The organism is Prosthecobacter sp., assembly GCF_044222345.1.
GTDB lineage: Bacteria > Verrucomicrobiota > Verrucomicrobiia > Verrucomicrobiales > Verrucomicrobiaceae > Prosthecobacter.
In genome coordinates this window covers 44,835-66,510 of sequence record NZ_JBGANL010000013.1, presented here as the reverse complement: position 1 = coordinate 66,510, position 21,676 = coordinate 44,835, and the positions used below count along the sequence as shown (strand labels likewise).

17 protein-coding genes are annotated in these 21,676 nt (G+C 57.7%); 5 read left to right on the top strand and 12 right to left on the bottom strand.

Going from position 1 to position 21,676, the window contains the following annotated elements; genetic code table 11:
- Window positions 1–114: 114 nt before the first annotated feature.
- The 10 genes from ACILSL_RS09495 to ACILSL_RS09450 form a co-directional block, all read right to left on the bottom strand.
- Entirely contained in the window at window positions 115–894 is a 780-nt protein-coding gene (locus ACILSL_RS09495; RefSeq protein WP_395731775.1) for a TylF/MycF/NovP-related O-methyltransferase, read from the bottom strand.
- A gap of 32 nt (window positions 895–926) precedes the next feature.
- Entirely contained in the window at window positions 927–1,661 is a 735-nt protein-coding gene (locus tag ACILSL_RS09490) for a phytanoyl-CoA dioxygenase family protein (protein ID WP_395731774.1), read from the bottom strand.
- A gap of 42 nt (window positions 1,662–1,703) precedes the next feature.
- Window positions 1,704–3,434: a thiamine pyrophosphate-binding protein gene (locus ACILSL_RS09485; RefSeq protein ID WP_395731773.1), complete on the bottom strand. Its 1,731-nt coding sequence runs from the start codon at window positions 3,432–3,434 to the stop codon at window positions 1,704–1,706.
- Window positions 3,434–4,474: an NAD-dependent epimerase/dehydratase family protein gene (locus ACILSL_RS09480; RefSeq protein ID WP_395731772.1), complete on the bottom strand. Its 1,041-nt coding sequence runs from the start codon at window positions 4,472–4,474 to the stop codon at window positions 3,434–3,436. The genes ACILSL_RS09485 and ACILSL_RS09480 overlap by 1 nt, the downstream gene beginning before the upstream one ends.
- A gap of 14 nt (window positions 4,475–4,488) precedes the next feature.
- The gene (locus ACILSL_RS09475; RefSeq protein WP_395731771.1) at window positions 4,489–5,406 is read right to left on the bottom strand and encodes an FkbM family methyltransferase; all 918 of its coding nucleotides are present in this window, start codon (window positions 5,404–5,406) and stop codon (window positions 4,489–4,491) included.
- An 8-nt stretch (window positions 5,407–5,414) separates the two neighbouring features.
- On the bottom strand, window positions 5,415–6,896 hold the full coding sequence (rfbH, locus tag ACILSL_RS09470; protein ID WP_395731831.1) for a lipopolysaccharide biosynthesis protein RfbH: 1,482 nt from the start codon (window positions 6,894–6,896) through the stop codon (window positions 5,415–5,417).
- Between the two features lie 79 nt (window positions 6,897–6,975).
- Complete coding sequence (rfbG, locus tag ACILSL_RS09465; RefSeq protein WP_395731770.1) at window positions 6,976–8,088, bottom strand: CDP-glucose 4,6-dehydratase; 1,113 nt, start codon at window positions 8,086–8,088, stop codon at window positions 6,976–6,978.
- Between the two features lie 5 nt (window positions 8,089–8,093).
- On the bottom strand, window positions 8,094–8,876 hold the full coding sequence (rfbF, locus tag ACILSL_RS09460; protein WP_395731769.1) for a glucose-1-phosphate cytidylyltransferase: 783 nt from the start codon (window positions 8,874–8,876) through the stop codon (window positions 8,094–8,096).
- A gap of 41 nt (window positions 8,877–8,917) precedes the next feature.
- The gene (locus ACILSL_RS09455; protein WP_395731768.1) at window positions 8,918–9,871 is read right to left on the bottom strand and encodes an SDR family oxidoreductase; all 954 of its coding nucleotides are present in this window, start codon (window positions 9,869–9,871) and stop codon (window positions 8,918–8,920) included.
- Window positions 9,868–11,163, bottom strand: coding sequence for a nucleotide sugar dehydrogenase (locus ACILSL_RS09450; protein ID WP_395731767.1), 1,296 nt, complete (start codon window positions 11,161–11,163; stop codon window positions 9,868–9,870). Before ACILSL_RS09450 ends, ACILSL_RS09455 begins: the two co-directional genes overlap by 4 nt.
- A 456-nt stretch (window positions 11,164–11,619) precedes the next feature.
- Between ACILSL_RS09450 and ACILSL_RS09445 the strand changes: the two genes are divergently transcribed.
- The 5 genes from ACILSL_RS09445 (at window position 11,620) to polA (ending at window position 19,752) form a co-directional block, all read left to right on the top strand.
- Window positions 11,620–11,835, top strand: coding sequence for a hypothetical protein (locus tag ACILSL_RS09445; protein ID WP_395731766.1), 216 nt, complete (start codon window positions 11,620–11,622; stop codon window positions 11,833–11,835).
- Window positions 11,836–11,934: 99 nt separating this feature from the next.
- Window positions 11,935–13,065 (top strand): glycosyltransferase, encoded by a 1,131-nt coding sequence (locus tag ACILSL_RS09440; RefSeq protein WP_395731765.1) that lies wholly within the window; start codon window positions 11,935–11,937, stop codon window positions 13,063–13,065.
- A gap of 77 nt (window positions 13,066–13,142) precedes the next feature.
- On the top strand, window positions 13,143–15,017 hold the full coding sequence (locus ACILSL_RS09435) for an ABC transporter ATP-binding protein (RefSeq protein WP_395731764.1): 1,875 nt from the start codon (window positions 13,143–13,145) through the stop codon (window positions 15,015–15,017).
- A 183-nt stretch (window positions 15,018–15,200) separates the two neighbouring features.
- Window positions 15,201–16,895 carry a cation:proton antiporter gene (locus ACILSL_RS09430; protein WP_395731763.1) on the top strand — a complete coding sequence of 565 codons (1,695 nt, stop codon included), beginning with the start codon at window positions 15,201–15,203 and terminating at the stop codon, window positions 16,893–16,895.
- Window positions 16,896–16,938: 43 nt separating this feature from the next.
- The gene (gene polA, locus ACILSL_RS09425; protein WP_395731762.1) at window positions 16,939–19,752 is read left to right on the top strand and encodes a DNA polymerase I; all 2,814 of its coding nucleotides are present in this window, start codon (window positions 16,939–16,941) and stop codon (window positions 19,750–19,752) included.
- Window position 19,753: 1 nt separating this feature from the next.
- Here polA and ACILSL_RS09420 read toward each other — a convergent pair whose 3' ends face one another.
- Both ACILSL_RS09420 and ACILSL_RS09415 read right to left on the bottom strand, forming a co-directional pair.
- Entirely contained in the window at window positions 19,754–20,740 is a 987-nt protein-coding gene (locus ACILSL_RS09420) for an ABC transporter permease (RefSeq protein ID WP_395731761.1), read from the bottom strand.
- The gene (locus tag ACILSL_RS09415; RefSeq protein WP_395731760.1) at window positions 20,733–21,653 is read right to left on the bottom strand and encodes an ABC transporter permease; all 921 of its coding nucleotides are present in this window, start codon (window positions 21,651–21,653) and stop codon (window positions 20,733–20,735) included. The genes ACILSL_RS09420 and ACILSL_RS09415 overlap by 8 nt, the downstream gene beginning before the upstream one ends.
- Window positions 21,654–21,676 lie beyond the last annotated feature (23 nt).

Below are 21,676 nucleotides of genomic sequence, written 5' to 3'. Positions count from 1 at the left end.
GGACAGGTGATCGTTTCCTGGAGCCAAAAGCAGTGGTTTTTGGCTGGCAGAAGGATGCTGAAAAGGGCCGAATTACTCATGCGTCATCTGGATGAAAATGCGTGAAGGGATTCCTCACTCAACCACCGCAAAAGACAGCCCTGTGTCCCATTGCACCCGCTGCAATCTGACGTTGGAGATGCCCAGAACATCCGCCAGGGCTTTTGTTTCTCCGGGGTAGGGAACTTGATTGACCTGATCAAAAACAATGACCGCGCCTTTGGGCATCCTCGGCACGACATGCTCCAGCGCCACGCGCGTGGGTTTGTAAACATCCATGTCCAGATGTAGAAGACTCACGACGAGATGCTGGTTTTCGGCGATGAATTTCGGCAGAGTTTCAGTAATGTCGCCTTTGACCAGTTTGATCTTTTGGATTTGGCCGATGAAGCGGTTGGAATCAAAGGCATCGATGGATTCCTTGAAGGATTCCACGTGGTTGTAGGCAAAGCCACCCTTCTTCAAATGGAGGGAAGGACTGTCGCCGGTGACGTCTTCTGCTGTGACTTCGGGGATGCCTTCAAAGGTGTCAAAACCGATGATCTCCCGGGTGTAATTGACAGGCTCGAGGATTGAGGAGAGATGCGCCCAGGTGAAGAGGCTCTGGCCGGAATTGACTCCGAGATCGAGGACGGAGCCATGCACATCGACAATGCGACGGAAGATGTCTGCATGAGCAAGGAACTTGGAGAGCCGCTGCCGACGAACGAAACGGCTGAAGCATTCCAACTTGCCGAAAGAGGTGCCCGGCGACTGATCGAAAAGCGTGCTGTAATGGTCGATGGCCTGAAGGTCGCGCTGGGACTGGCGATTCCATTCAGCCATGATGGATTCGTCATTTTTATGCTGGTTCATAGATTTATCGGCTTGAGTTGTGGGCGGGATTTCTAGAGGTCTTCGAGTGTGTGCAGATTCTGCAGGCGGAACAGCAGGGTCAGGCGAGCACGGTCAGGATTTTGATTCAAGGCTCCGGAATGGATGGTCTTGCTGTGGAAGACAGCGAGATCACCTGCCTGATAGGACTGCGGCACGACGATATCAAGGCGATCCACCTGATCCTGGCTGAGAGTGTAGTCGAATTTATTGACGTCGGAACTCTTTTCAAAGTGGAAGCTGTCTGCCGTGATGTGGGAGCCTTTAGCGATCTGCAGGAGCCCCATGGAAGCGTCTACATTGGAAAGAGGAATCCAAAAGGTGAAGGAGTCCTGGGTGCCGCGATTGTAGAGGTAATCATGGTGCCAGCGGATGTGATTTTTGGAATCTTCAAAGAGATCAAGCCGGACCTGGACTCGAGGCCAGACGCTGATGGCTGTTGTTTTCAAGAGGCTCTGGGACATCTCACGAACCTGGGGAAGAGAGCAGGCTGAGATGATGCTCGGCAACTGCTGGAGACGCTGATAGAGGATGGACTGCCAGTCGGGGCGGCGCTTCACAATTTCTACAAAGGGACGGTCAATCTCTGAGTCTGGGATTCCTGCGGAACTGACGCCGATTCTTGCCCCGACGGCATCGGCCAGAAGCCGAAGTTCGGCATGGATGTTGAGCAGGTTTTCAGGAGTGAGGAAACCTCGGACGAGGTCGTAACCATTTTTATCGCATTCCTGCAGTGTGTTCGTGCTCATGGGTGGTGGCGCATTTATTGAGGGTTGGTGGTAAGCCGGGTTTTAGGTGCTCTCCATGGCCGTGGGTGTGGCCATAGGCTCCATTTCAGAGATGGGCCGACCGAAGGCCATTTTCGGGTAGGCGTTGGCAGAAGTGTCGATCATGACTTCCAGGAGAAAGGGGCCGTCAGCGTTCTGCCAGCATTCATCGAGTGCGGAGTCGAGCATGGCGGGGTCAGCGACCTGGCGGGAGGGGATGCCATAGGCTGTCGCGACCTGGTGAAAGGCTGGCGCGGAATAGCCCCAGAGCGTGGATTGATAACGCTCGTCGAAGTAGGATTGCTGGAACTGCCGCACCATGCCGTGGCAAAGGTTGTTCAGGACGATTACTTTCACGGGCAAGTTCATGCGACGGATTGTCTGAAGTTCCTGAATGTTTAACTGGATCCCCCCATCTCCGGCGATAACGACGACGGGCTTCCCATCAGTGGCGAGAGATGCCCCGATGGCCGTCGGCAGAGCGAATCCCATGGCTCCCATACCGCCTGAGGTGAGAAAGCGCTGGTGGGCCTCAAGCTGGAGTGATTGCGCCGCCCACATCTGATGCTGACCGACATCCACCACATAGGCAGCGGCCTGGGCTGAGCGGGCGGAGAGGAGATGCATGAGGATGTTGGGATTGATGCCCTTCAATTCTTTGAGCTCTTCCGTGTCTGGCCAGGCGGACTTGGAGGCCTTGATCTGCTCCACCCACGACTGCGGCTGAATGCGCCGGCCTGTTTTTTCAATTGCGGCAGCCAAAAAGGGGCGGAGCTCGCTGACGTGAGCATGGCAGCCTTTGACGCGATTGTTCATTTCCCCGGCTTCACAATCGATGTGGTAGATGGTGCGCTGACCTTTGAAGCTTTCGGTATCTGCACCGGTCTGGCGCACATCCAGACGGCTTCCAAGAATGAGCATGAAATCACACTCGCTTACAGCGATGTTTGCCCAGCGGTTTCCATAGCTTCCGATCATGCCCACCCGCAAGGGATCTGCGGCGGGCAAAACATCCACTGCCATGAGTGAGTGGACGACGGGGACGCCCAGCGCATGGACGAGATCACGAAACTGTTCCGTGGCTGCGCCAGAGCGGATGCCGCCGCCTGCCAGAATGAGCGGACGCTGTGCCTGGTCCAGGCTTTTGAGCAACTGCTCCCAAAAAGCGGCCGATGCCTGACTTGGAACCTGTGCTGGTGCTGGGGGGGCTTCCGCAGAAAGTCGGCTGAGGTCTGTGACGACAGCCCGCTGGATGTCCATGGGAATGTCTATGAGCACGGGCCCTGGCCTTCCCTCCGTGGCAAGCTGGAAGGCTTCTTCAAGGCGTGCAGGAAGGTCGGCAACGTTGTTGATGAGCCATGCTGCTTTGGTGATGGGACGAGCCATGGAGACGATGTCGGTCTCCTGGAAGCCAAGCTGCCGGACGGCGAGCTGGCCTTTTTGCTCATGGGTATTGACCTGACCGGTGATGAAAACTGCCGGTGTTGAGTCGAAGTAGCAACTGCCGATGGCGGTCAGGAGATTGGTGGCACCTGGTCCGCTGGTGGCCATGGCGACTCCGGGGATGCCTGACATGCGGCCGTAACCCTCTGCCGCAAAACCGGCCCCCTGCTCATGATGCATGCTGACGATCTTCACGCCGGTGCGCTGATGGAGGGAGTCGAGCAGGAAGGTGATCATGCCGCCGATCAACTCGAACACATGAGTCACGCCGCGCCGCTCAAGATACAGAGCTATGTAGTCAGATGCTTTCATCAAAGGAAGGTACGAAGGGTGCGTTCAAAGCCTTCCGCCGGGGTGCGGGCGGGCTTCCAGCCGAGCTGGGAAATGAGACTAATGTCCGGGCAGTGCACGCTGACGGTGCTGGGCAGATAGCCGTCCTGGGCGCGGTTCTTGTATTCCACCTTGAGGCCACGTTCAGGGAAAATGCCGGTGAGAAGTTCAGCGAGCTCGCGAATGCTGAGCATGCCAGCGGGATTGCCGACATTGTAGGCGCGGCCTCTCTCTCCCTGCAAAAGAGCGGTGAAAAAGCCGCTGACAGCATCGCTGAGATAGCAAAAGGCACGCATGGCGCTGCCATCACTCATGAGGACTAGATTCCTGCCCTCGATAACGTCTCGAACAAGATCGGCAAAGATGCGCCCGTCATCCAGGGACATGCCTGGACCATAGGTGTGAAAGGGGCGGACGATGACGGCGGGCACTTGGAATTGAGCGGCAAAACTGACGGCCAATGTTTCAGCGGCCCGTTTGCTCTCAGCATAACAAGCACGAGAATTCAAAATGTCCAGATAGCCGTAGTCGCTCTCCGCCGTGGGTATTTTTTCTGCGGGCACCTGACCGTAAACTTCGCTGCTGCTGAAGAGCAAGAAGCGCTCGCTCCGCCACTCCTGAGCGCGGCAGAGAGCGTGCCATGTGCCGTTGAGATTGGCCGCCATGGTGCCCACAGGATCAGTGCCGAAGTATTTGGGGCTGGCCTGGCTCGCGGCGTGGATGACGAAGTCACAGGCTTTTTCCACAGGAATGCCTTTTGAAACATCTGCCTCCACCAGCACTAACATGGGGTCCTGAAGGTAGTCTCTGAAGCGTTCGCTGGCTTTAGCCTGGTTCCGAACGAGCCCAATGACCTGACAATCCAGCCTGCGGGTGCGGTTCAGCAGCAGCAGCGTTTCCACCATATAGGCTGGAAGCATGCCGCCGGCACCGGTGATGAGCACGGTTTTGCCGCGAAAGCGCTCCCAGTCCAGATCTTGAGCGGTGATGTGGGCGAGATCTTCTGCGACAACAGAGTGCATGCGAGGGCGGCAGTCTAGGCTGCAAGCTCGGTGAGCAGGCTGCTGTGTTTCTCCCGGTGAAGGAAGAGATAGTTTGTCTCGAGGGTGTCTTCGTTGACTGCCGGGCAGGGGCGCAGCCCGGCGGCGCTCACCGCCAGACAGTCGTAGCCATGACTGCCGAGGAGGTGGATGATGTCATTGGGGTGGTAGTCGAACTGCGCGCACCACTTGCGCAGCATTTCAGTGAAGATGGCAGGGCGGTCTTTGGAGATGAGTTTTTCCGCGCCTTTGAAGACGAAGAGCTCAGCGCCTTCGACATCGCATTTGATGAAGTCGGCGGTCATGTTCAGGTCATCGAGCCTGCGGACGGAGCAGCGGACTTCGCATGCATCTGGAGAGTCCAGATTTCGGGTCATGGAGGCGGCCTCGGAATGGCTGGGGTAGGTGAAAAAGACGAGTTCTCCGTCTTTGTCCGATAGTCCGAGGTTGTGGGCACGCACCTGATCCTGATGGTTGAGGGCCAGGTTTTTCTGGAGAGTGGCAAAGGTGGTGGGAATGGGCTCGAAAGCATCGCACTGCAACCCGGGAAACCAACTGGCCATGGCCAGGCTGTAAAAGCCTACGTTGGCACCAATGTCGATGCAGCGAGCTTTCTCTGCGCCGACGCGCGAAATGACCCGCCGAACGGCTTGCAGCTCTGCTCTTTCATAATCGCCGAAATTCAGCGTTTCGATGGGGGCGATGCGGGTGTCACCCTGCGGGCAGAGGATGCGCACAGGCGGGTCCCTGAACTCCATGACGATGCCATCCGCACGGATGCTGATCTCAGCGAGATTCACCTCCGCCAGCCGCTGGGCATAGCTGAAGAGGAGCTGATGGCTCGAATACATGGCGGTGATGAAATCGTGCTTCGAGATTTCACCTGAGGCGTAAGCCTGGAGGACGGGGGACATGCTCTGCATCAGTATTGTTGGGTGAAGGAGTGGAGGACGGCGATCTCATGGTCGAGCATCGCCTGAGTGAGGCCTGGATAGGTGCCGAGAAAGACCGCCTGATTCATGATGGCGTCGGCGCCGTCCATTTGTCCGACGACGCGAAAGGATTCCGGACGGTCTTTGCGCAGTTGCACAAACACGGGCTGCTTGAGCAAATTCCCACCAAAGAACATGCGATTTCCGATCTGGTGGGTGTTGAGGTGGCGGGCGAGCTCGGTATGGCTGAAGGGTGCGCCAGGCCGCACGCGGAGCATGAAACCGAACCAGCTCGTATCCACACGGCAGGAGGTGTCATCCCAAGTGAAACTGGATGCAGAAGTGGATGCCCCTGGCACCCATGCGGTGGCGTGCGTAGGCAGGCTGAAATCAAAAAAATCGGCGAGGTCTTCCAGCCCCTGTCTCAGGTACTGCCAGTTTTGTTTCCGCGCTTCGATGAAGGCGGGGAGCTTTTTGAGCTGCTGTCTGCCGATGGCGGCCTGGGGGTCAAGCGGCTTCAAATTATAGCCCAGATGGCTGTAGATATATTTGTGGTCATAGCCTTCAGGCAGTTCACCGAGCTGCCATTGGAAGCGCTTGCCGCAGGTGTTGTCGATGCCGCTGGCACACCAGCAGTCGCGTCCCCAGTCGCGGAAGCTTTCGGCATAGCTTTTCAAAGGAGCCCGGGAGACGATGTTCACCGCGCCGCCCTCCCCCATCGTTAGATGATGCGGGGGGTAGAAGGACTGAGTGGAAATATCTCCCCAGGCTCCCGTGGGTGCAGTGAGCACAGGAATGCCTGCTGCTGAATGGGTGATCTGGATGAGCGGATGGGTGCCGGACTCAGCGGTGCGCAGCAGATAGTCGAGACCCAGGGCACGGGCCTTTTCCACCGGCATGGTGTAAGTGCAGCCGAGGGCATCGCAATTATCCTCAATCAGCCACAGGTCGTACTTCCGGCAGAATGTGAGAACGGCGGCAATATCGAACGGATTGCCCAGCGCATGAGCCAGCATGACAGCCTTGGTTTTGCCGGGTGAGTGGGCCGCCTCGAGTTGGTCGACTTGGACATTGCCGGTGATCGGGTTGTTGTCGATGAACACGGGAATGGCACCGTTTTGCAGAATCGGTGCCACGGTGGTGGGGAAACCTGCCGCCACTGTGATCACCTCGTCTCCTGGCTGGATTCGCTTGTGGGCGGGCAGTTTGTGGGTGGTTAGCGCGGAAAGCGCGACGAGGTTGGCCGAGGATCCTGAATTCACCAGCAGGCTGTGCTTTACGCCCAACAGACCGGCCAGTTCCTTTTCAAAGGCGGTTCCCTCAGGTCCCAGGGTGAGCCAGAAGTCCAAGGTGGAACTTACCGCAGCCTCCACCTCATCCTCAGTAAAGACGCGTCCAGCATAGGGGATGGTTTCCCCGGGCACAAATGCCGGCCGCGCAGAGTCGGCACCAGGACGATTGGCCGTGTGCATGAGCGCCGAGTACTCGCGTGTCAGACGGAGGATTTCTTGTTTGAGGTCAGAGGGGGAACGTTTCACACAAAAAAATGAATCAGGTGGCCCATGGCAGGCGGGCGGCAGCGGCGGCGGCTGTGTAGTCAGTGATCTGCCGGGCAGTCAGAGCGGGGGCACTGGAGGAATTGAGATGAGTCTGATGATACCACTCTACCGTACGCGCGATGGTCTGCTCAAAATTCCAAATGGGCTGCCACTGGAGGAGGTGCCTGGCTTTGTCGGTGGCGAGGTTGAGCAAAGTGGCCTCATGCACGGCATTTGGGTCTGACTTGTCTTCCCAGGCGCCGGGCCAATGTTTGAGGGCTTCGTTGACGACGTCAGCGACGCTGCGGTTGGAACTGAGCGCGGGGCCAAAATTAAAGGCGCTGCAAAGTGGATTGAGTCCTGGCGCTTTCTTTTCTGCGGCCCGGTGAATGGAGGCAGCGAGGTGCAGGTAGCCGCTGAGGGGCTCCAGCACATGCTGCCATGGACGTGTGGCCACTTTATTGCGCACTGCGACAGACTCCCCTCGTGCGAGGGCACGAATGCAGTCAGGCATGATGCGGTCCAGCGCCCAATCGCCACCGCCGATGACATTGCCAGCGCGTGCGGAAGCGAGGTGGACCATGGAGTCCGCACCCGAGAAGAACGAGCGGCGATAAGAGCTGATGGCGATTTCGGCAGCGCCTTTGGACGCGCTGTAGGGATCATGCCCGCCGAGTGCGTCCACCTCCCGATAGCTGTGCACCCACTCGCGATTGTCGTAACACTTGTCCGTGGAAATGCACAGCAGGGTGCAGGGCCGGGCGGCGCTGCGAACGGCATCCATGACGTGCACTGTGCCCATCACATTGGTGGCAAAGGTGTCCACAGGCTGGGCATAGGAAAAGCGGACGAGAGGCTGCGCAGCGAGGTGAAAGACAAAATGGGGCTGCGTTTTTTCCACCAGGCGGGAGACGAGCCCCAGATCGCGAATGTCGCCGACGTGATGATCGAGACGTCCCGCGAGTTTCAGTTCATCAAAGAGCGCAGGCTGAGTATTGGGCTCCAGCGCGAGACCTGTCACCTCGGCCCCTAATGAGAGCAGCCATTCAGCGAGCCAGCTGCCTTTGAAGCCTGTATGGCCAGTGAGCAGGACACGCTTTCCGCGATAGGTGTCAGCGAATTGCATAGGGCCTACCAGATTTTCCAAGGAGCCTTGCCTTGCGCCCAGAGTTCGTTGAGGTGCTGCATCTCCTGGTAAGTGTCCATGGGCTGCCAGAAGTCTTCATGGCGATAGGCATTGAGCTGACCGGCACGAACGAGGTCGTCGATCGGCTTGCGCTCGAGCATGACCTGAGGGTCAGGGCTGAGATAGTCAAACATCTGGTGGCTGCACACCATGTACCCACCATTGACGTAAGCCTCTTCATACTGAGGCTTTTCGTTGAAGACATGAATGGTGTTGTCGTTCTCGATGCGCAAGGAACCGAAGCGTCCGGCGGGATGCACGGCGGAGAGAGTGCAAACTTTGCCCGATGCGTGATGCGCTGCAATGGAGGCATTAATGTCGATGTTGGAGAGGCCATCCCCGTAGGTGAGGAGGAAGGGCTCACCAGCCGGGATGTAGCGCTGGATGCGCTTCACACGGGCGGAGGTCATCGTGTGCTCACCGGTTTCAGCCAGGGTCACGGACCAGTCACTTCCATCATTTTTATCATGAAACTGCAGCGACGCATTTTGCCCGAGGGACAAAGTCACGTCTGAAGTGTTCCAAAGGTAGTTACGGAAGTACTCCTTGATGCACTCCCCCTTGTAGCCCAGGCAGATGATGAATTCCTTGTGCCCGTAGTGCGCGTAGGTCTTCATGATGTGCCAGAGGATGGGCTGGCCACCGATCGGGGCCATCGGCTTCGGGCGGAACTCGGTTTCCTCCCGAAGACGGGTTCCTTTACCACCGCATAAGATAACGACCTTCATATGTTTATGAGTCCAATTGACGCAAAATCAGGCGTGCGTGGCTAGACTTTTTTTGCTTCCTGCCGGTAAAACTCCAGAGTCTGGCGCAGGCCTTCTTCCCAGCCGACTTTCACATCGTAGCCCAAGCCCGAACGAGCAGCGCTAATGTCCGCCAAAGAATGGAGAACGTCTCCCGCGCGTGCGGGTTCGAATTTTGGCTGCAGCTGCTGGCCAGTCAGCTGGTTGATGTCTTTGACGAGCCGGATCAGATCGATGGAATGGCCGGCTGCCACATTGAAGACCCTGCCTGCGGCCTTCTCTGCAGGCGCCTCGGCGGCGAGCAGGTTCGCGGAGACGGCGTTGTCCACAAAGGTGAAATCACGCGCCTGACTGCCGTCACCAAAAATCACGGGGGGCTTGCCTTCCAGCATGAAGGTGCAGAATTTTGCAATAACACCTGAATAAGGAGAATCGAAAGCCTGGCGGGGTCCAAAGATATTGAAGTAGCGCAGCGCGACGGCTTCAAAACCATAGAGCTGATAAAAGAGCTGGCAGTAACGCTCACCGCCGTACTTTTGCAGCGCGTAGGGCGAAAGCGGCTGAACAGGAAGCCCTTCGTGTTTTTCGGGAACATCTGCGTTGCCGTAGATGGAGGATGAAGAGGCAAACATCAGGCGCTTCACGCCGGCATCGCGCGCGGCCAGCAGGACGTTGAGCGTGCCGTCCAAGTTTTGCGCATTGCTCTCAAGCGGTTCAGCGACTGACCGCGGCACCGAAGGAAGAGCGCCTTGATGAAAAACCCAGTCAACACCCGGCATCAGTTTTGCCAGCAGGGCTTGATCGCGAATATCCCCCTCCACGAGGTCGATCTTGTCTCCGGGCTGCTTCCAATGGAGATTGGCGGGATTGCCGAGAGAAAGATTGTCCAACACAATGACCTCAGCGCCTCTGCGGCAGAGTGCCTCGGAGATGTGAGAGCCGATAAAACCTGCACCACCTGTAACAAGAGCTTTCATGCTTTAAAATAATTGGATTTGCCTTTCATCAAGGCGCTGAGCGCATTGCGCGAATCTACCACCAGGCGTGCGTGCTCTGCGATGAGGGCAACATCAACGGCCTTGTGGTTGGTGGCCACGAGGACCAAATCGTAGTCTGCCAGCGTACCTGCCGCCAGCGCCACACTCTTACGCCCGGCGAAATGCGCGTGCTCCCGTGAAGGACGGATCACCGGCACATGCGGGTCGTGATAATCGACTTCCGCCCCCTGCTGTTCCAGGAGATCCCACAGCACATAGGCCGGGCTTTCGCGGTCATCATCAACGTTGGACTTGTAGGCGATGCCAATCATGAGGATGCGGCTGTCACGGATGGTCAGGTGCAGCGAGGCCAGCGCCTCTCCCACACGCTGAATGACATAGGCAGGCATGGCGGTGTTGACCTCGCCCGCCAGCTCAATGAAGCGCGTCTCCTGACCATATTCACGGGCCTTCCAAGTGAGGTAGAAGGGATCAATGGGAATGCAGTGCCCGCCAAGTCCAGGCCCGGGATAAAAGGGCATGAAACCAAAGGGTTTCGTCTTGGCCGCATCGATGACATCCCAGACGTCGATGCCCATCGCGGCATAGACGACTTTGAGTTCGTTCACCATGGCGATGTTCACGGCGCGGAAGATGTTTTCCGTGAGTTTCACGGCTTCCGCCACGCGGCAGGACTCCACCGGCACGAGTGTCTTGATCGCCCGGCCATAGACACTCAGTGCATGCTTCTGGCATTCAGGAGTAAAACCACCGACAATTTTTGGAATCACCGCGACATCGCTCTGAGGATTGCCGGGGTCTTCACGCTCTGGAGAGAAGGCGAGGTGGAAATCCACCCCTGCTTTTAGATTAGAGCCTGCTTCCAGCACCTCGCGCAATTCGGTGTCCGTGGTCCCGGGATAAGTTGTGGATTCCAAGACCACCAACTGGCCAGACTGCAGGTGGGGGGCAATGGCGCGACCGGTTTCCAGCACATAGGTGAGGTCAGGTTCGCGGTGTTTCGCCAGCGGTGTGGGGACGCAGATAATGATGGCTTCACATTCGCAGACTCGTGAAAAATCCGTGGTGGCGGAAAAGCGCCCTGCATCACACTGCGCACGGACGGTTTCGGAGGAGATGTGCAATATGTAGGTCTCACCTGCCTCCAAGGCTTTGATTTTGGCGGGATCAATGTCGAATCCAAGCACTGTACTGCCTGTCCGGGCAAATTGAAGGCTCAATGGCAGGCCCACGTAGCCCAAGCCGATGATACCTATAGTGGATGACGTCATGTAGAAATCAGAAATGTGAAAAGTGGATATGAAGGCAAGGGAGGAGGCTTGCGAGAACTTTTTTGCAAAAAGGAAGTGCCCCGTATGCCTCAGGCGTCACCTGTGACATCTGCATAAATTGAACATCCAGTGTTATAATCGTATGGATAGCACATGGAAAAAGCACCATTAAAATCCAGATGCCTTAATCCATCACACTTTAATAGTCTTTCAACTCAAGCACGTCACTAATAAACACCCGTTTTTAAGTTTCAATTTGCGCGAATCCGTCGCCAACAATTCATCGCAATAAACTGTTTTTCAACACTTTACGAACATGACCACAACCCAATCTGAACGCTGACGCATCCGCGAAGCCGTATCTTCGAGCGTGCACGGGTGGCAGGCATTGAAACGCACGCCTGAACCTTTGACCGCAGGCTGCTGCCGTTCGAGCTGCTGCGACTGGCGTTCACTTTGAGTCGTGAGCGAATTCAGATCGTCAACACGCACAGTTCACGTGATGGCTGGCTGGCGGGAATGGCCTCACGGCTGCACCCGATGAGCAGGAACAAAACACAGCGGATGTGCCGGGCTAGGCGTGAACTGGTGGAAAACTGGCACAGCCTCGATGCCATGCTGGATCAACTCAACGACATCTATGCAGACGACATTGACCGCCCTGCAGCATAAAAACTCTGCCTCCCCGGCAGGACCGGTCTTTGCTTGGAACTTCCCTCCAAAAAAGGTGTTGGCTCCATGCTGCTTGAGGAATAGAGCAGCGTGGATTTCATGGCTGATTCAAATTCTCTCAAACGCATCTGGCGTATTGCCCACTCCGAAGCCTCCCTGGGTTGGGGAGGGCAGGAACACCGAATTCTGGCGGAAATAAACGGATTCCGCCGCCGCGGCAGCGAGGTCTGGCTGATCGCCCCGATGAACAGCCAGATTTATCAACGTGCCAGCCAGGCAGGGGTGCAGGTGCTGGCCCAGCGTTTCAATCAGCGCTGCCTGCTGCCGTTTCACGTCCTCAGACTTGCCTGGTGGCTGCACCGCCAGCGCATTGAGATCGTGAATCCACACAGTTCACGGGATGGCTGGATGCTGACCCTCGCGGCACGAATCGCACGAGTGCCGCTGATCATCCGCAGCCGCCATTTTGACGTCCCGATTCCGAACAAATCGCTCAGCCGCCTGATGTATAAAGAGTGGAGTCATCACATCATTACGACCAGCCCCAAAATCACCAGCTCGCTGATTTCCACCTTTGATCTGGACCCGGAAGAAATCACCACGCTGCCTACGGGGGTCGATCTCGAACGATTCAAGCCGGAAGGACCCAAGGCAGATTTTTCAGCTTATGTGCCGTCACCGCAGACACCGCTCATTGGCATGATCACGGTGATTCGTGCCGCCAAGGGCATTCAAATCCTGGCAGAGGCGGTGCATCTGCTCAAAAGTCAGCACGATCTTCATGTCCACTGCATCATCGCCGGGGAAGGACCAGCCCTTGAGTATGTGAAGTCGGTGGTGTCGCAGTTCTCGGTGGTGGATCAATTCACATTTTTAGGCCACCGGGAGGACGTGCCCGAAACCATGCGTGCACTCGACATCATTGCCATCCCCTCGTTCCACGAAGCCATTCCCCAGTCAGGCTTGCAAGCCCTGGCCATTGGAGTTCCAGTCGTAGCCAGTGACGTCGGCGGCATTCCCAGCATTATCAAGCAGGGTGAAACAGGACGGCTCGTACCACCGCATGATGCACCCGCGCTTGCCGCCGCCATTCGTGAAACCTTGGAGGAAAAGGTCCGAACCCAGGCCCTGTGCCGCGCCGGACAGGAGTTTATCGTGAATCATCACAGTCTTGATACGATGCTGGACCGGCTGGAGGTCATCTATCGTCAGCACCTCGGCGAGCGTTGAGCCTTGTGCTGGCGCACTTTCACCAGCTATTATGACGGCAATACCCGGCATTTCCCACCCCTGATATATTATCGTTCATGCATCTTACGGAAGACCTTCAGTTCGCAGCCCTGGTTAAAAAAACACTCGCATCCATCTGGAAGTATGTCCTTCCCTACCGCGGTCGATTCGCGCTGAGCGTCCTGCTGGGAATGCTCAGCGCTGTGTTCAACGGATTCATGCTGATTGGTTTTCAACTGATCTTCTCACTGGTGTTGAAAGGCAAGACCCGCACGCTGGGAGAGGCTACTGAACTGCCGTTGATTGGAGAAATCAATCTGGCCAAGATGTTCGGGCTCGACGCTGATGCACCGATTGGTTTGACGGGTGTCATGATCGCCTGCGCGTTCATTCCAATTCTGATCTTTTTGCGCGGCTTTTTTGGTTATCTTTCCAGCTACATGCAGGCGTGGGTGACGAGCAGGGTGGCCTACGCGCTTCGCAATGATGCCTTTCATTGCGTGATGCGGCAGGCCCCGGTCTTTTTCAATTCCGCCAAAACAGGCGAACTGATGCAGACGGTCACCAACCAGACCGCCACGGTGCAGCGCAACGCCATGCAACTGATCCAAATTCTTGCGCAGCGTCCTTTGACCATCATTTCCATTCTGGTTGTCCTTTTTGCCCAGGATTGGTTTTTCACGCTCATGTCACTCGTCGTGTTTCCGTTGTGCCTCATGCCGATCATTCGCATCGGCAAACGGGTGCGTAAATCCGGCGCGCGTGAGGAGTATGATTCCAGAGAACTGATGGTGGCCATGCAGGAATCGTTTGCGGGCATCAGGCTGGTCAAAGCCTATGCCGGTGAAAAACATGCCGAGCAGCGCTTTGAACGCACCAATTTGAGCATGACACGCAACATGGTGCGCTGGGCCAAAGCCGTCGAATTTGTCGGCCCCTGTGTGGAAACCATTGCCTCTCTGGGCATTGCCGCAGGCCTGGTGTATGCGTGGGACCGTGGACTTGAGGCGGAAAATTTCTTCCTGCTCGTCATGGCGCTCACGCAGATCTATCCGCCCGTGAAGGAATTGAGCCGTGTGCAGATGATGCTGCAAAAAACCACCGTGGCGGCAGGCATGGTCTTCGAACTGCTTGAACGAACCCCTGATATTGTGGACGCGGCTGATGCGGTGGATATCGGACGCTCGCGGGGTGAGGTCCACTTCCAAAATACCGCCCTTTATTATCGTGAAAGCAACGGTGAAAGAAAGGAGACTCCAGCGGTGACAAACATCAGTCTCAAGCTCGAGCCGGGCAAATTTTACGCCCTTGTCGGCCGCAGCGGCGCCGGCAAAAGCTCCCTGTTCTCTCTCATGCTGCGCTTTTACGACCCGGACGAGGGTTCCGTCATGCTGGACGGATTGGATATCCGATCCATCACGCAAAGTTCGCTGCGAGCCAACATTGGCATCGTCAATCAGGACACCTTTTTGTTTCACGACACCATCCGTGAAAACATCCGCTATGGCCGACTTGATGCCAGCGAGGCGGAAATCATCGCGGCTGCAAAAAAAGCGCATGCGCATGAATTCATCGAGCAGATCAGCAATGGCTACGATGCCATCGTGGGTGAAGGCGGGTGTAATCTTTCCGGCGGCCAGAAGCAGCGCATCTCCATCGCCCGCGCCATTTTGCGCGATGCGCCGGTGCTGCTACTCGATGAAGCCACCTCAGCACTCGACACCGAGAGCGAAAAAATCATTCAGGACGCCATCCACACTCTGTCTGCTGGTAAAACAGTCGTCGCCATCGCGCATCGGCTTTCGACCATTCTTGAGGCAGATCAGATCATCGTCATGGACCAGGGCCGAATCCTCGACCGTGGCACGCATGCGGAACTGCTGGGCCGCAACGCGGTGTATCAAAATTTGTACAATCTTCAGTTCAGCACGGATGAACGGCGGGAAGCTTGAGCCTTCATCACAATCACCAAGGTGGCCAGGGCATCACGTTGAAGCCGACCTCTAAAAGGAGTCCGGCCCAACGATTCCGCATTGGTTAAGCGATTTCTTTACTGCTCTTCATTCACTTGTTTGAGCCAATGCCTGCATCAAAACTTGATCTGCCGCGCTTGAACAGCGAAGGGAATTTCCTGCATGATTCAAGGTCTCACCATCGCATCTGCCTCCATCCCGCCGCTGTTTGCGCTGCTGGCGCTGATGCTTGCGGGAGTGGTCATGGTTTCGCTGCTGCTGCTGCGTTTGCGGCAGTCGATGCTGGCAGGGTATTTCATCTGCGGCGTTCTGATCGCCAATTCCGGCGTGCTGGCGCTGCTCGGCGGCGGTGAATCGCACGAGCAGGTCTCGCAGATGGCAGAGTTCGGCGTGGTGCTGCTCATGTTCACGCTGGGGCTGGAGTTCTCCCTGGGTGAACTGCGCTTCCTGCGGCGACTGGCCTTCGCCGGCGGTGGCTGGCAGATGGCGCTTTGCATGGCGGTGGCCGCAGCAGGTTCGTATGTGTCGCTTTCAACGCCGTGGCAAGGTGCCGTGCTTGTGTCCGTCGCGCTCGCGATGAGCTCCACAGCGGTCAGTTTGAAGAGCTTTCAAGATCTCGGCCTTGAGGCCAGCCCAGGTGCGCGCATGACGCTGGCTGTGGCGATTTTTCAGGATCTTTTCATCATCGTCTTCTTCATGTTCCTGCCGTTGCTGCTGCCGCAGGGAGGTGAATCCGCGGCCATGCTGCCAAGGCTTGGCTCACTGGCGCTGCGTGGAGGCGCTTTCGTCATTCTGGCGGGCGTGGCCGCGAGATGGGTCATTCCCTGGCTGCTGAATGCCGTGACGCGCACACGCAGCCGAGAACTCTTCACCCTCTCGGTCATCGGCAGTTGTGTCGGCCTGGCCTTTGTCGGAGGTTTGCTGGGACTGGGGCTGGCACTGGGCGCGTTTGTCGCCGGACTGGCGGTCAGCGAATCCATCTTCAAGCACCGTATTCTTGCCGATGTGATGCCGCTGAAGGATCTCTTCCTCACGCTGTTCTTTGTCTCCGTCGGCCTCATGATCGACGTGAAGGCCGCCATGGTTTTGTGGATGCCGATTTGCGTGCTTACCGCGGTGCTCATGCTCGCCAAAGCAGGCCTCATCACCCTCATCGCGCGTCGTCTCGGACTCGCCCACAAGCAGGCGCTCATGGCGGGCATCGGCCTGTGCAGCGCGGGGGAATTTTCACTCGTGCTGCTGCAGAACGCCAGCAGCGCCCATCTTTGGAGCACGGACACCCAGCAGACGCTCCTGGCCGCGAGCGCGCTTTCCATGGGCCTCCTCCCTGCCCTGCTGAAGTTTGGCATACCGCTCGGCGAATGGCTGGTGAAGCGCGGCTGGGGGCGTGGCAAGCCGGTCAAGGCGGATGCCGGCAACCTGCGCCAACGCATCAGCGGCCTGACGGATCACGCCATCATCTGCGGTCATGGTCCGGTGGGCGAAAAGCTCAACAAGGCTCTGCTCGACTGCGGCGTGCGCACGCTGGTGGTGGAGCTGAACGCAGAAACGGTGCAAAAACTCAAGCGCCAAGGGCAGGCCGTGCTGTTTGCAGATGCCAGCCATGAGGAAACCTGGGAACTCACCCAATTGAAAAACGCCCGGATGGTGGCCCTCACCTTCCCTGATGCCACGGTCAATGCCCAGGCACTGGCCATGATCCGTGAGCATCGCCCGGACATCTCGGTGCTGGCCCGTGCACGCTTCAGTTCCGATGTGGAGCGCCTGAAGCGTCTGGGGGCCACGCAGGTCGTCAATGACGAAACGGAGGCCAGCCAGGCCATGGAGGATGCGGCGATCACTTTGCAGGGAGCTTGAGCATCATTTGCGCAGGCTCCCATGCCGCCTAGTCTGAGGGCAAATGTCCCAACGCCTCTTCCTCCTCGATGGCATGGCGCTGCTTTACCGCGCGCACTTTGCCTTCATCAAAGCCCCGATCCGCACCAGCGATGGATTGAACACGTCTGCGCTCTACGGCTTTGCCAACACGCTGCTCGACATCCTCAAGAACCAGCAGCCCACGCATCTCGCCGTGGCACTGGACACCTCCGCGCCCACGCCACGGCATGAGATGTTTCCGGCTTACAAGGCGCAGCGTGAGGAAATGCCGGAGGACATCAGCATGGCCATCCCGCAGATCAAACGTCTGATGGAGGCCATGAACGTGCCGATCCTCGTGCGTGATGGCTACGAGGCGGACGACATCATCGGCATCATGGCCAAACGGGCCGAGAAGGAAGGCATCGAGACCTTCATGGTCACGCCGGACAAGGACTTTGGTCAGCTCGTCTCCGAGCACGTCAAAATCTACAAACCAGGCCGCTCCGGTGCCGATGTGGAAATTCTCGGCGTGAAGGAAGTCTGTGAGCGCTGGGGTATCGAGCGCCCCGAGCAGGTCATCGACATCCTCGCGCTGATGGGCGACGCCGTCGATAACATCCCAGGTGTGAAAGGCTTTGGCGAAAAAACCGCCACAGCGCTCATCCAGCAGTTCGGCAGCGTCGAAAACCTGCTCGCCAACGTCGCCCAGCTCAAGGGCAAGCAGAAGGAGAAACTCGAAGCTAGCAAGGCGGATGCACTGCTCTCCAAGAAGCTGGCCACCATTTTTCACGATGCGCCTTATGAAGCGCAAGTGGCTGATCTTGTGATCAGGCCTCACAACGATGACGCGCTGAAGGCCTTCTTTACGGAGTTCGAATTCAATGCCCTGGGCCGCCGGCTTTACGGTGAGGAATTCAAAGCTGGTCGCAGTCGGAAAATGGAACAGGCTGCCAGCCAGTCGGCTGAAACCTCGTCTGCCCCGGAGGATCTCTTCGCCGCCCCTGCTCCTCCTGCTCCCGCCAAGCTCAGCACCATCGAAGACACGCCGCATGTCTATCACCTCGTGGAGACTGCTGAGGAGCGGCACAAAATCATCTCGCAGCTCGCTGAGCTAAAATCTTTTTGCTTCGATCTTGAGACCACCGGGCTCGATCCACGCGATACGCAGATTGTCGGCATCGCCTTTTCATGGCAGGCGCATGAAGGCTGGTTCGTGCTGTTTCCGCGCGAGAAGGCAGCCGCAAAAGCGGTGCTGGAGGAATTCCGTGCTCTTTTCTCGAATGAAGGTGTCGAGAAGATAGGCCACAACCTCAAGTTCGATCTCAGCGTGCTGCTCGCGCACGGAGTCGAAGTTCGCGGACCGTTTTTCGATTCCATGCTGGCGCATTCGCTGATCGACCCGGATCAGCGTCACGGCATGGATTACCTCGCGGAGTCGTATCTGCACTACACGCCGGTGCCCATCACGGCGCTCATTGGCACGGAGAAGAATGATCTCTTCAGCCAGTCCACCATGGCCGATGTGGCCGCAGAAGATGCCCGCAAAGTGGCTGACTATGCAGCCGAGGACGCCGATGTGACGTGGCAGCTTGCTGCGAAGATGCGCCTCGAATTGAAGGAGCAGCAGTATGTCTTCGACAAGGTGGAGAGCCCGCTGCTGCCCGTGCTCACCAAGATGGAGAACTACGGCGTGAAGATTGATGTTCAGGCGCTGCGCGAATATGGCGTCGAGCTGGACAGGAAAGCCGCCGAGTTGCAAAAACGCATTCAGGAAAACGCGGGCGGTCCCTTCAACCTCAACAGCCCCAAACAGCTCGGTGAAGTGCTGTTTGATCGGCTCAAGCTCATCGAGAAACCCAAGAAAACCGCCACCGGCCAGTATCAGACGAACGAGCAGGTGCTGCAGTCGCTCATGGGCCTGCATCCCATCATTCAGGACATCCTGGACTACCGTGAGGTGACCAAGCTCAACAACACCTACGTGGAAGCTTTGCCGCATGCGGTTTCACGTGTGACCGGCCGCATTCACACCACGTTTCATCAGCTCATGGCCGCCACCGGCCGCATGGCATCGACCAATCCGAACCTGCAAAACATTCCCATTCGCTCCGACCTTGGCCGAGAGATCCGCAAGGCCTTCGTTCCCGGCGAAGAAGGCTGGGTGCTGATGAGCGCCGACTACTCGCAAATCGAACTTCGTGTGATGGCGGCCCTCAGTGGTGACAAGGCCATGATCGAGGCCTTTGCCAAGGGGCTGGACATTCATCAGGCCACCGCCGCCCGTGTTTATGGCGTCGAACTCGACGGCGTGCTGCCCGAGATGCGCCGCACCGCCAAGATGGTCAACTTTGGCATCATCTATGGCATCTCCGCCTTCGGTCTGAGCCAGCGCCTTGGCATTCCACGCGGTGAGGCTGCGACCATCATTGAGAACTACTTCAAGCAATTCCCCGGTGTGAAGCATTTCATGGAAAAGATCGTCGAGGATGCCAAACAATCTGGCTACGTCGAAACTCTCACAGGCCGACGCCGCACCATCCGCGACATCACCAGCGGCAACGCCACGGTGCGCGGTGCTGCCGAGCGTGTCGCCATGAACACTCCCATCCAGGGCACCGCAGCAGACATGATCAAGCTAGCCATGATCAACGTCGATGCCGCCCTGACGAAGGCCGGTTTGCAAACCCGCATGCTGCTGCAGGTTCACGATGAACTGCTTTTCGAAATGCCTGGGAGCGAAGTCGACCAGGCGCGAACGATCATCCTTGATGCAATGAAAAATGCGCTGCCGCTGGAAGGCGTGCCGGTGGAGGTTGAGGCAGGGACGGGGCTCAACTGGCTGCAGGCGCATTGACCTAATCCCCGCTCTTCGGATCAAAGGCATCACGCAGGCCATCGCCCAGGAAGTTGAGGGCGAGGAGGCTGGCGGACATGAGGAGGGCGGGAAAAACGAGGAGCCACCATTTGCTTTCGAGCGGGTTGATGACCTGCGCGCCGTCCTTGAGCAGTGAGCCCCAGCTTGCAGCAGGGTCTTCGATGCCGAGACCGAGGAAGCTGAGGAAGGATTCGTCGAGGATGACGGCGGGAATGGTGAGCGTGAGGTAGGTGAGGATGATGGTGCTGAGATTAGGCAGCAGATGCCGGCGCAGCACGCCCACGGGGCTCTGACCCATGGCGCGCGAGGCGGTGACAAAGGTCATCTCCCGTAGCACGAGCACCTGACCGCGCACGATACGCGCCATCGTCAGCCATTCCACGAGGCCGAGGGAGACGATCATCACGAGCACCTTGGAGTAGGCCTTCACTTCGCTGATGTTTGCAGCCAGATCATTCCAATTGCGCGCCTGTGCAGCGAGGCGCCAGCCGTCGATCCATTCCTTCACATAATCGTCCAAGGCGGCGATGAGGATCATGATGAACAGAATACGAGGCACGGATTGCAGGACCTCCACGGTGCGCATCATCACGCCATCGATCCGGCCACCGGCATAACCGCTGATCATGCCGTAGAGCGTGCCGATGCAGAGACTGATCAGGGCACCGACCAACCCAACACCGAGTGACACGCGGGCACCGGAGAGCAGGCGGTAGAGCATGTCCTGCCCGTTCACATCCGTGCCGAGGACATGTGTGGCATGGGTTTCCACGGCATGCTGCATGGGCGGCACAAACGAGGCGCTGCTGGTGGATTTCAGTTCATCCGGCAGCAGCAGCGGCACGATGATGGCGATGAGCGACAAGCCCACGAGAAAACCGAGCGCAATGAGCGCCGCGCGGTTGCGCTTCAAGACCTGCCAGCCGTCCGGCCGTGCGATGGATGCTGGAGCGGCGGCTTCAGGCATAGAGTTTGATGCGTTTGTCCAGCAGCGTGTAGATCACGTCCACGAACAGGTTGAAGAGCACGAGAAGAACGCAGTAAACGATGACGGCACCGCCGAGCAGGAAGACATCGCGATTCTGGATCGAGTTCACGAAGATCATACCGGCCCCGGAGATGTTGAAGACGCTTTCGACGATCATCGAGCCAGTGAGCAGATGCGCCGCGAGCGGGCCGAGGAAGGTGATGACGGGCAGGATGGCCACTTTGATGGCATGCCGGGCCACGGCCTGTGTTTCGGTGAGTCCTTTGGCCCGGGCGGTGCGCAGGAAGTCGCTTTTGAGCACATCGAGGAGGCTGTTGCGCATCAAGCGCGCGACGTAGGCGATGTAGGGCGCTGCAAGGCAGATCGCAGGCAGGATCATCTGCGACGCGGTGCCCCAGCCGCCGACCGGCAGCCAGCCGAGCCACAAGGCGAAAACAGCAATCAAGAATGGCCCGCTGATGAAGGATGGAATGGAAATGGAGAGCAGTGCGCCGAACATGGCCGAGCGGTCGATCCAGGTGTCCTTTTTCATGGCGGCCAGGCTGCCAAGGAACACCCCGGCACAACTCGCGATCAGGAAGGAAAGCGTTCCCAGCGCGAAGGAGTTTGGCATTTTCTGGCGCAGCAGTTCGGAGACACGCCAGTCGCGATAGCGGGTGGACACGCCCAGATCTAGGTGAGCAATGGCTGAAACATAAGCCAAGTACTGTTGTGGGACACTGCCATCGAGATGGTAGCGGGCCAGCTTCGCCTTCATCACCTGGTCACTTACCGCTTTGTCCGTGTCAAAAGGCCCGCCTTTCGTGATCCGTGCGAGCACGAACGTGATCGAGATCACGCAGAAGATCACGATCACGCTGCTGAAGGCGCGGCGGAGGAGAAACGGAAGCATTGCGGAAGTGTCGAATGCCGGAG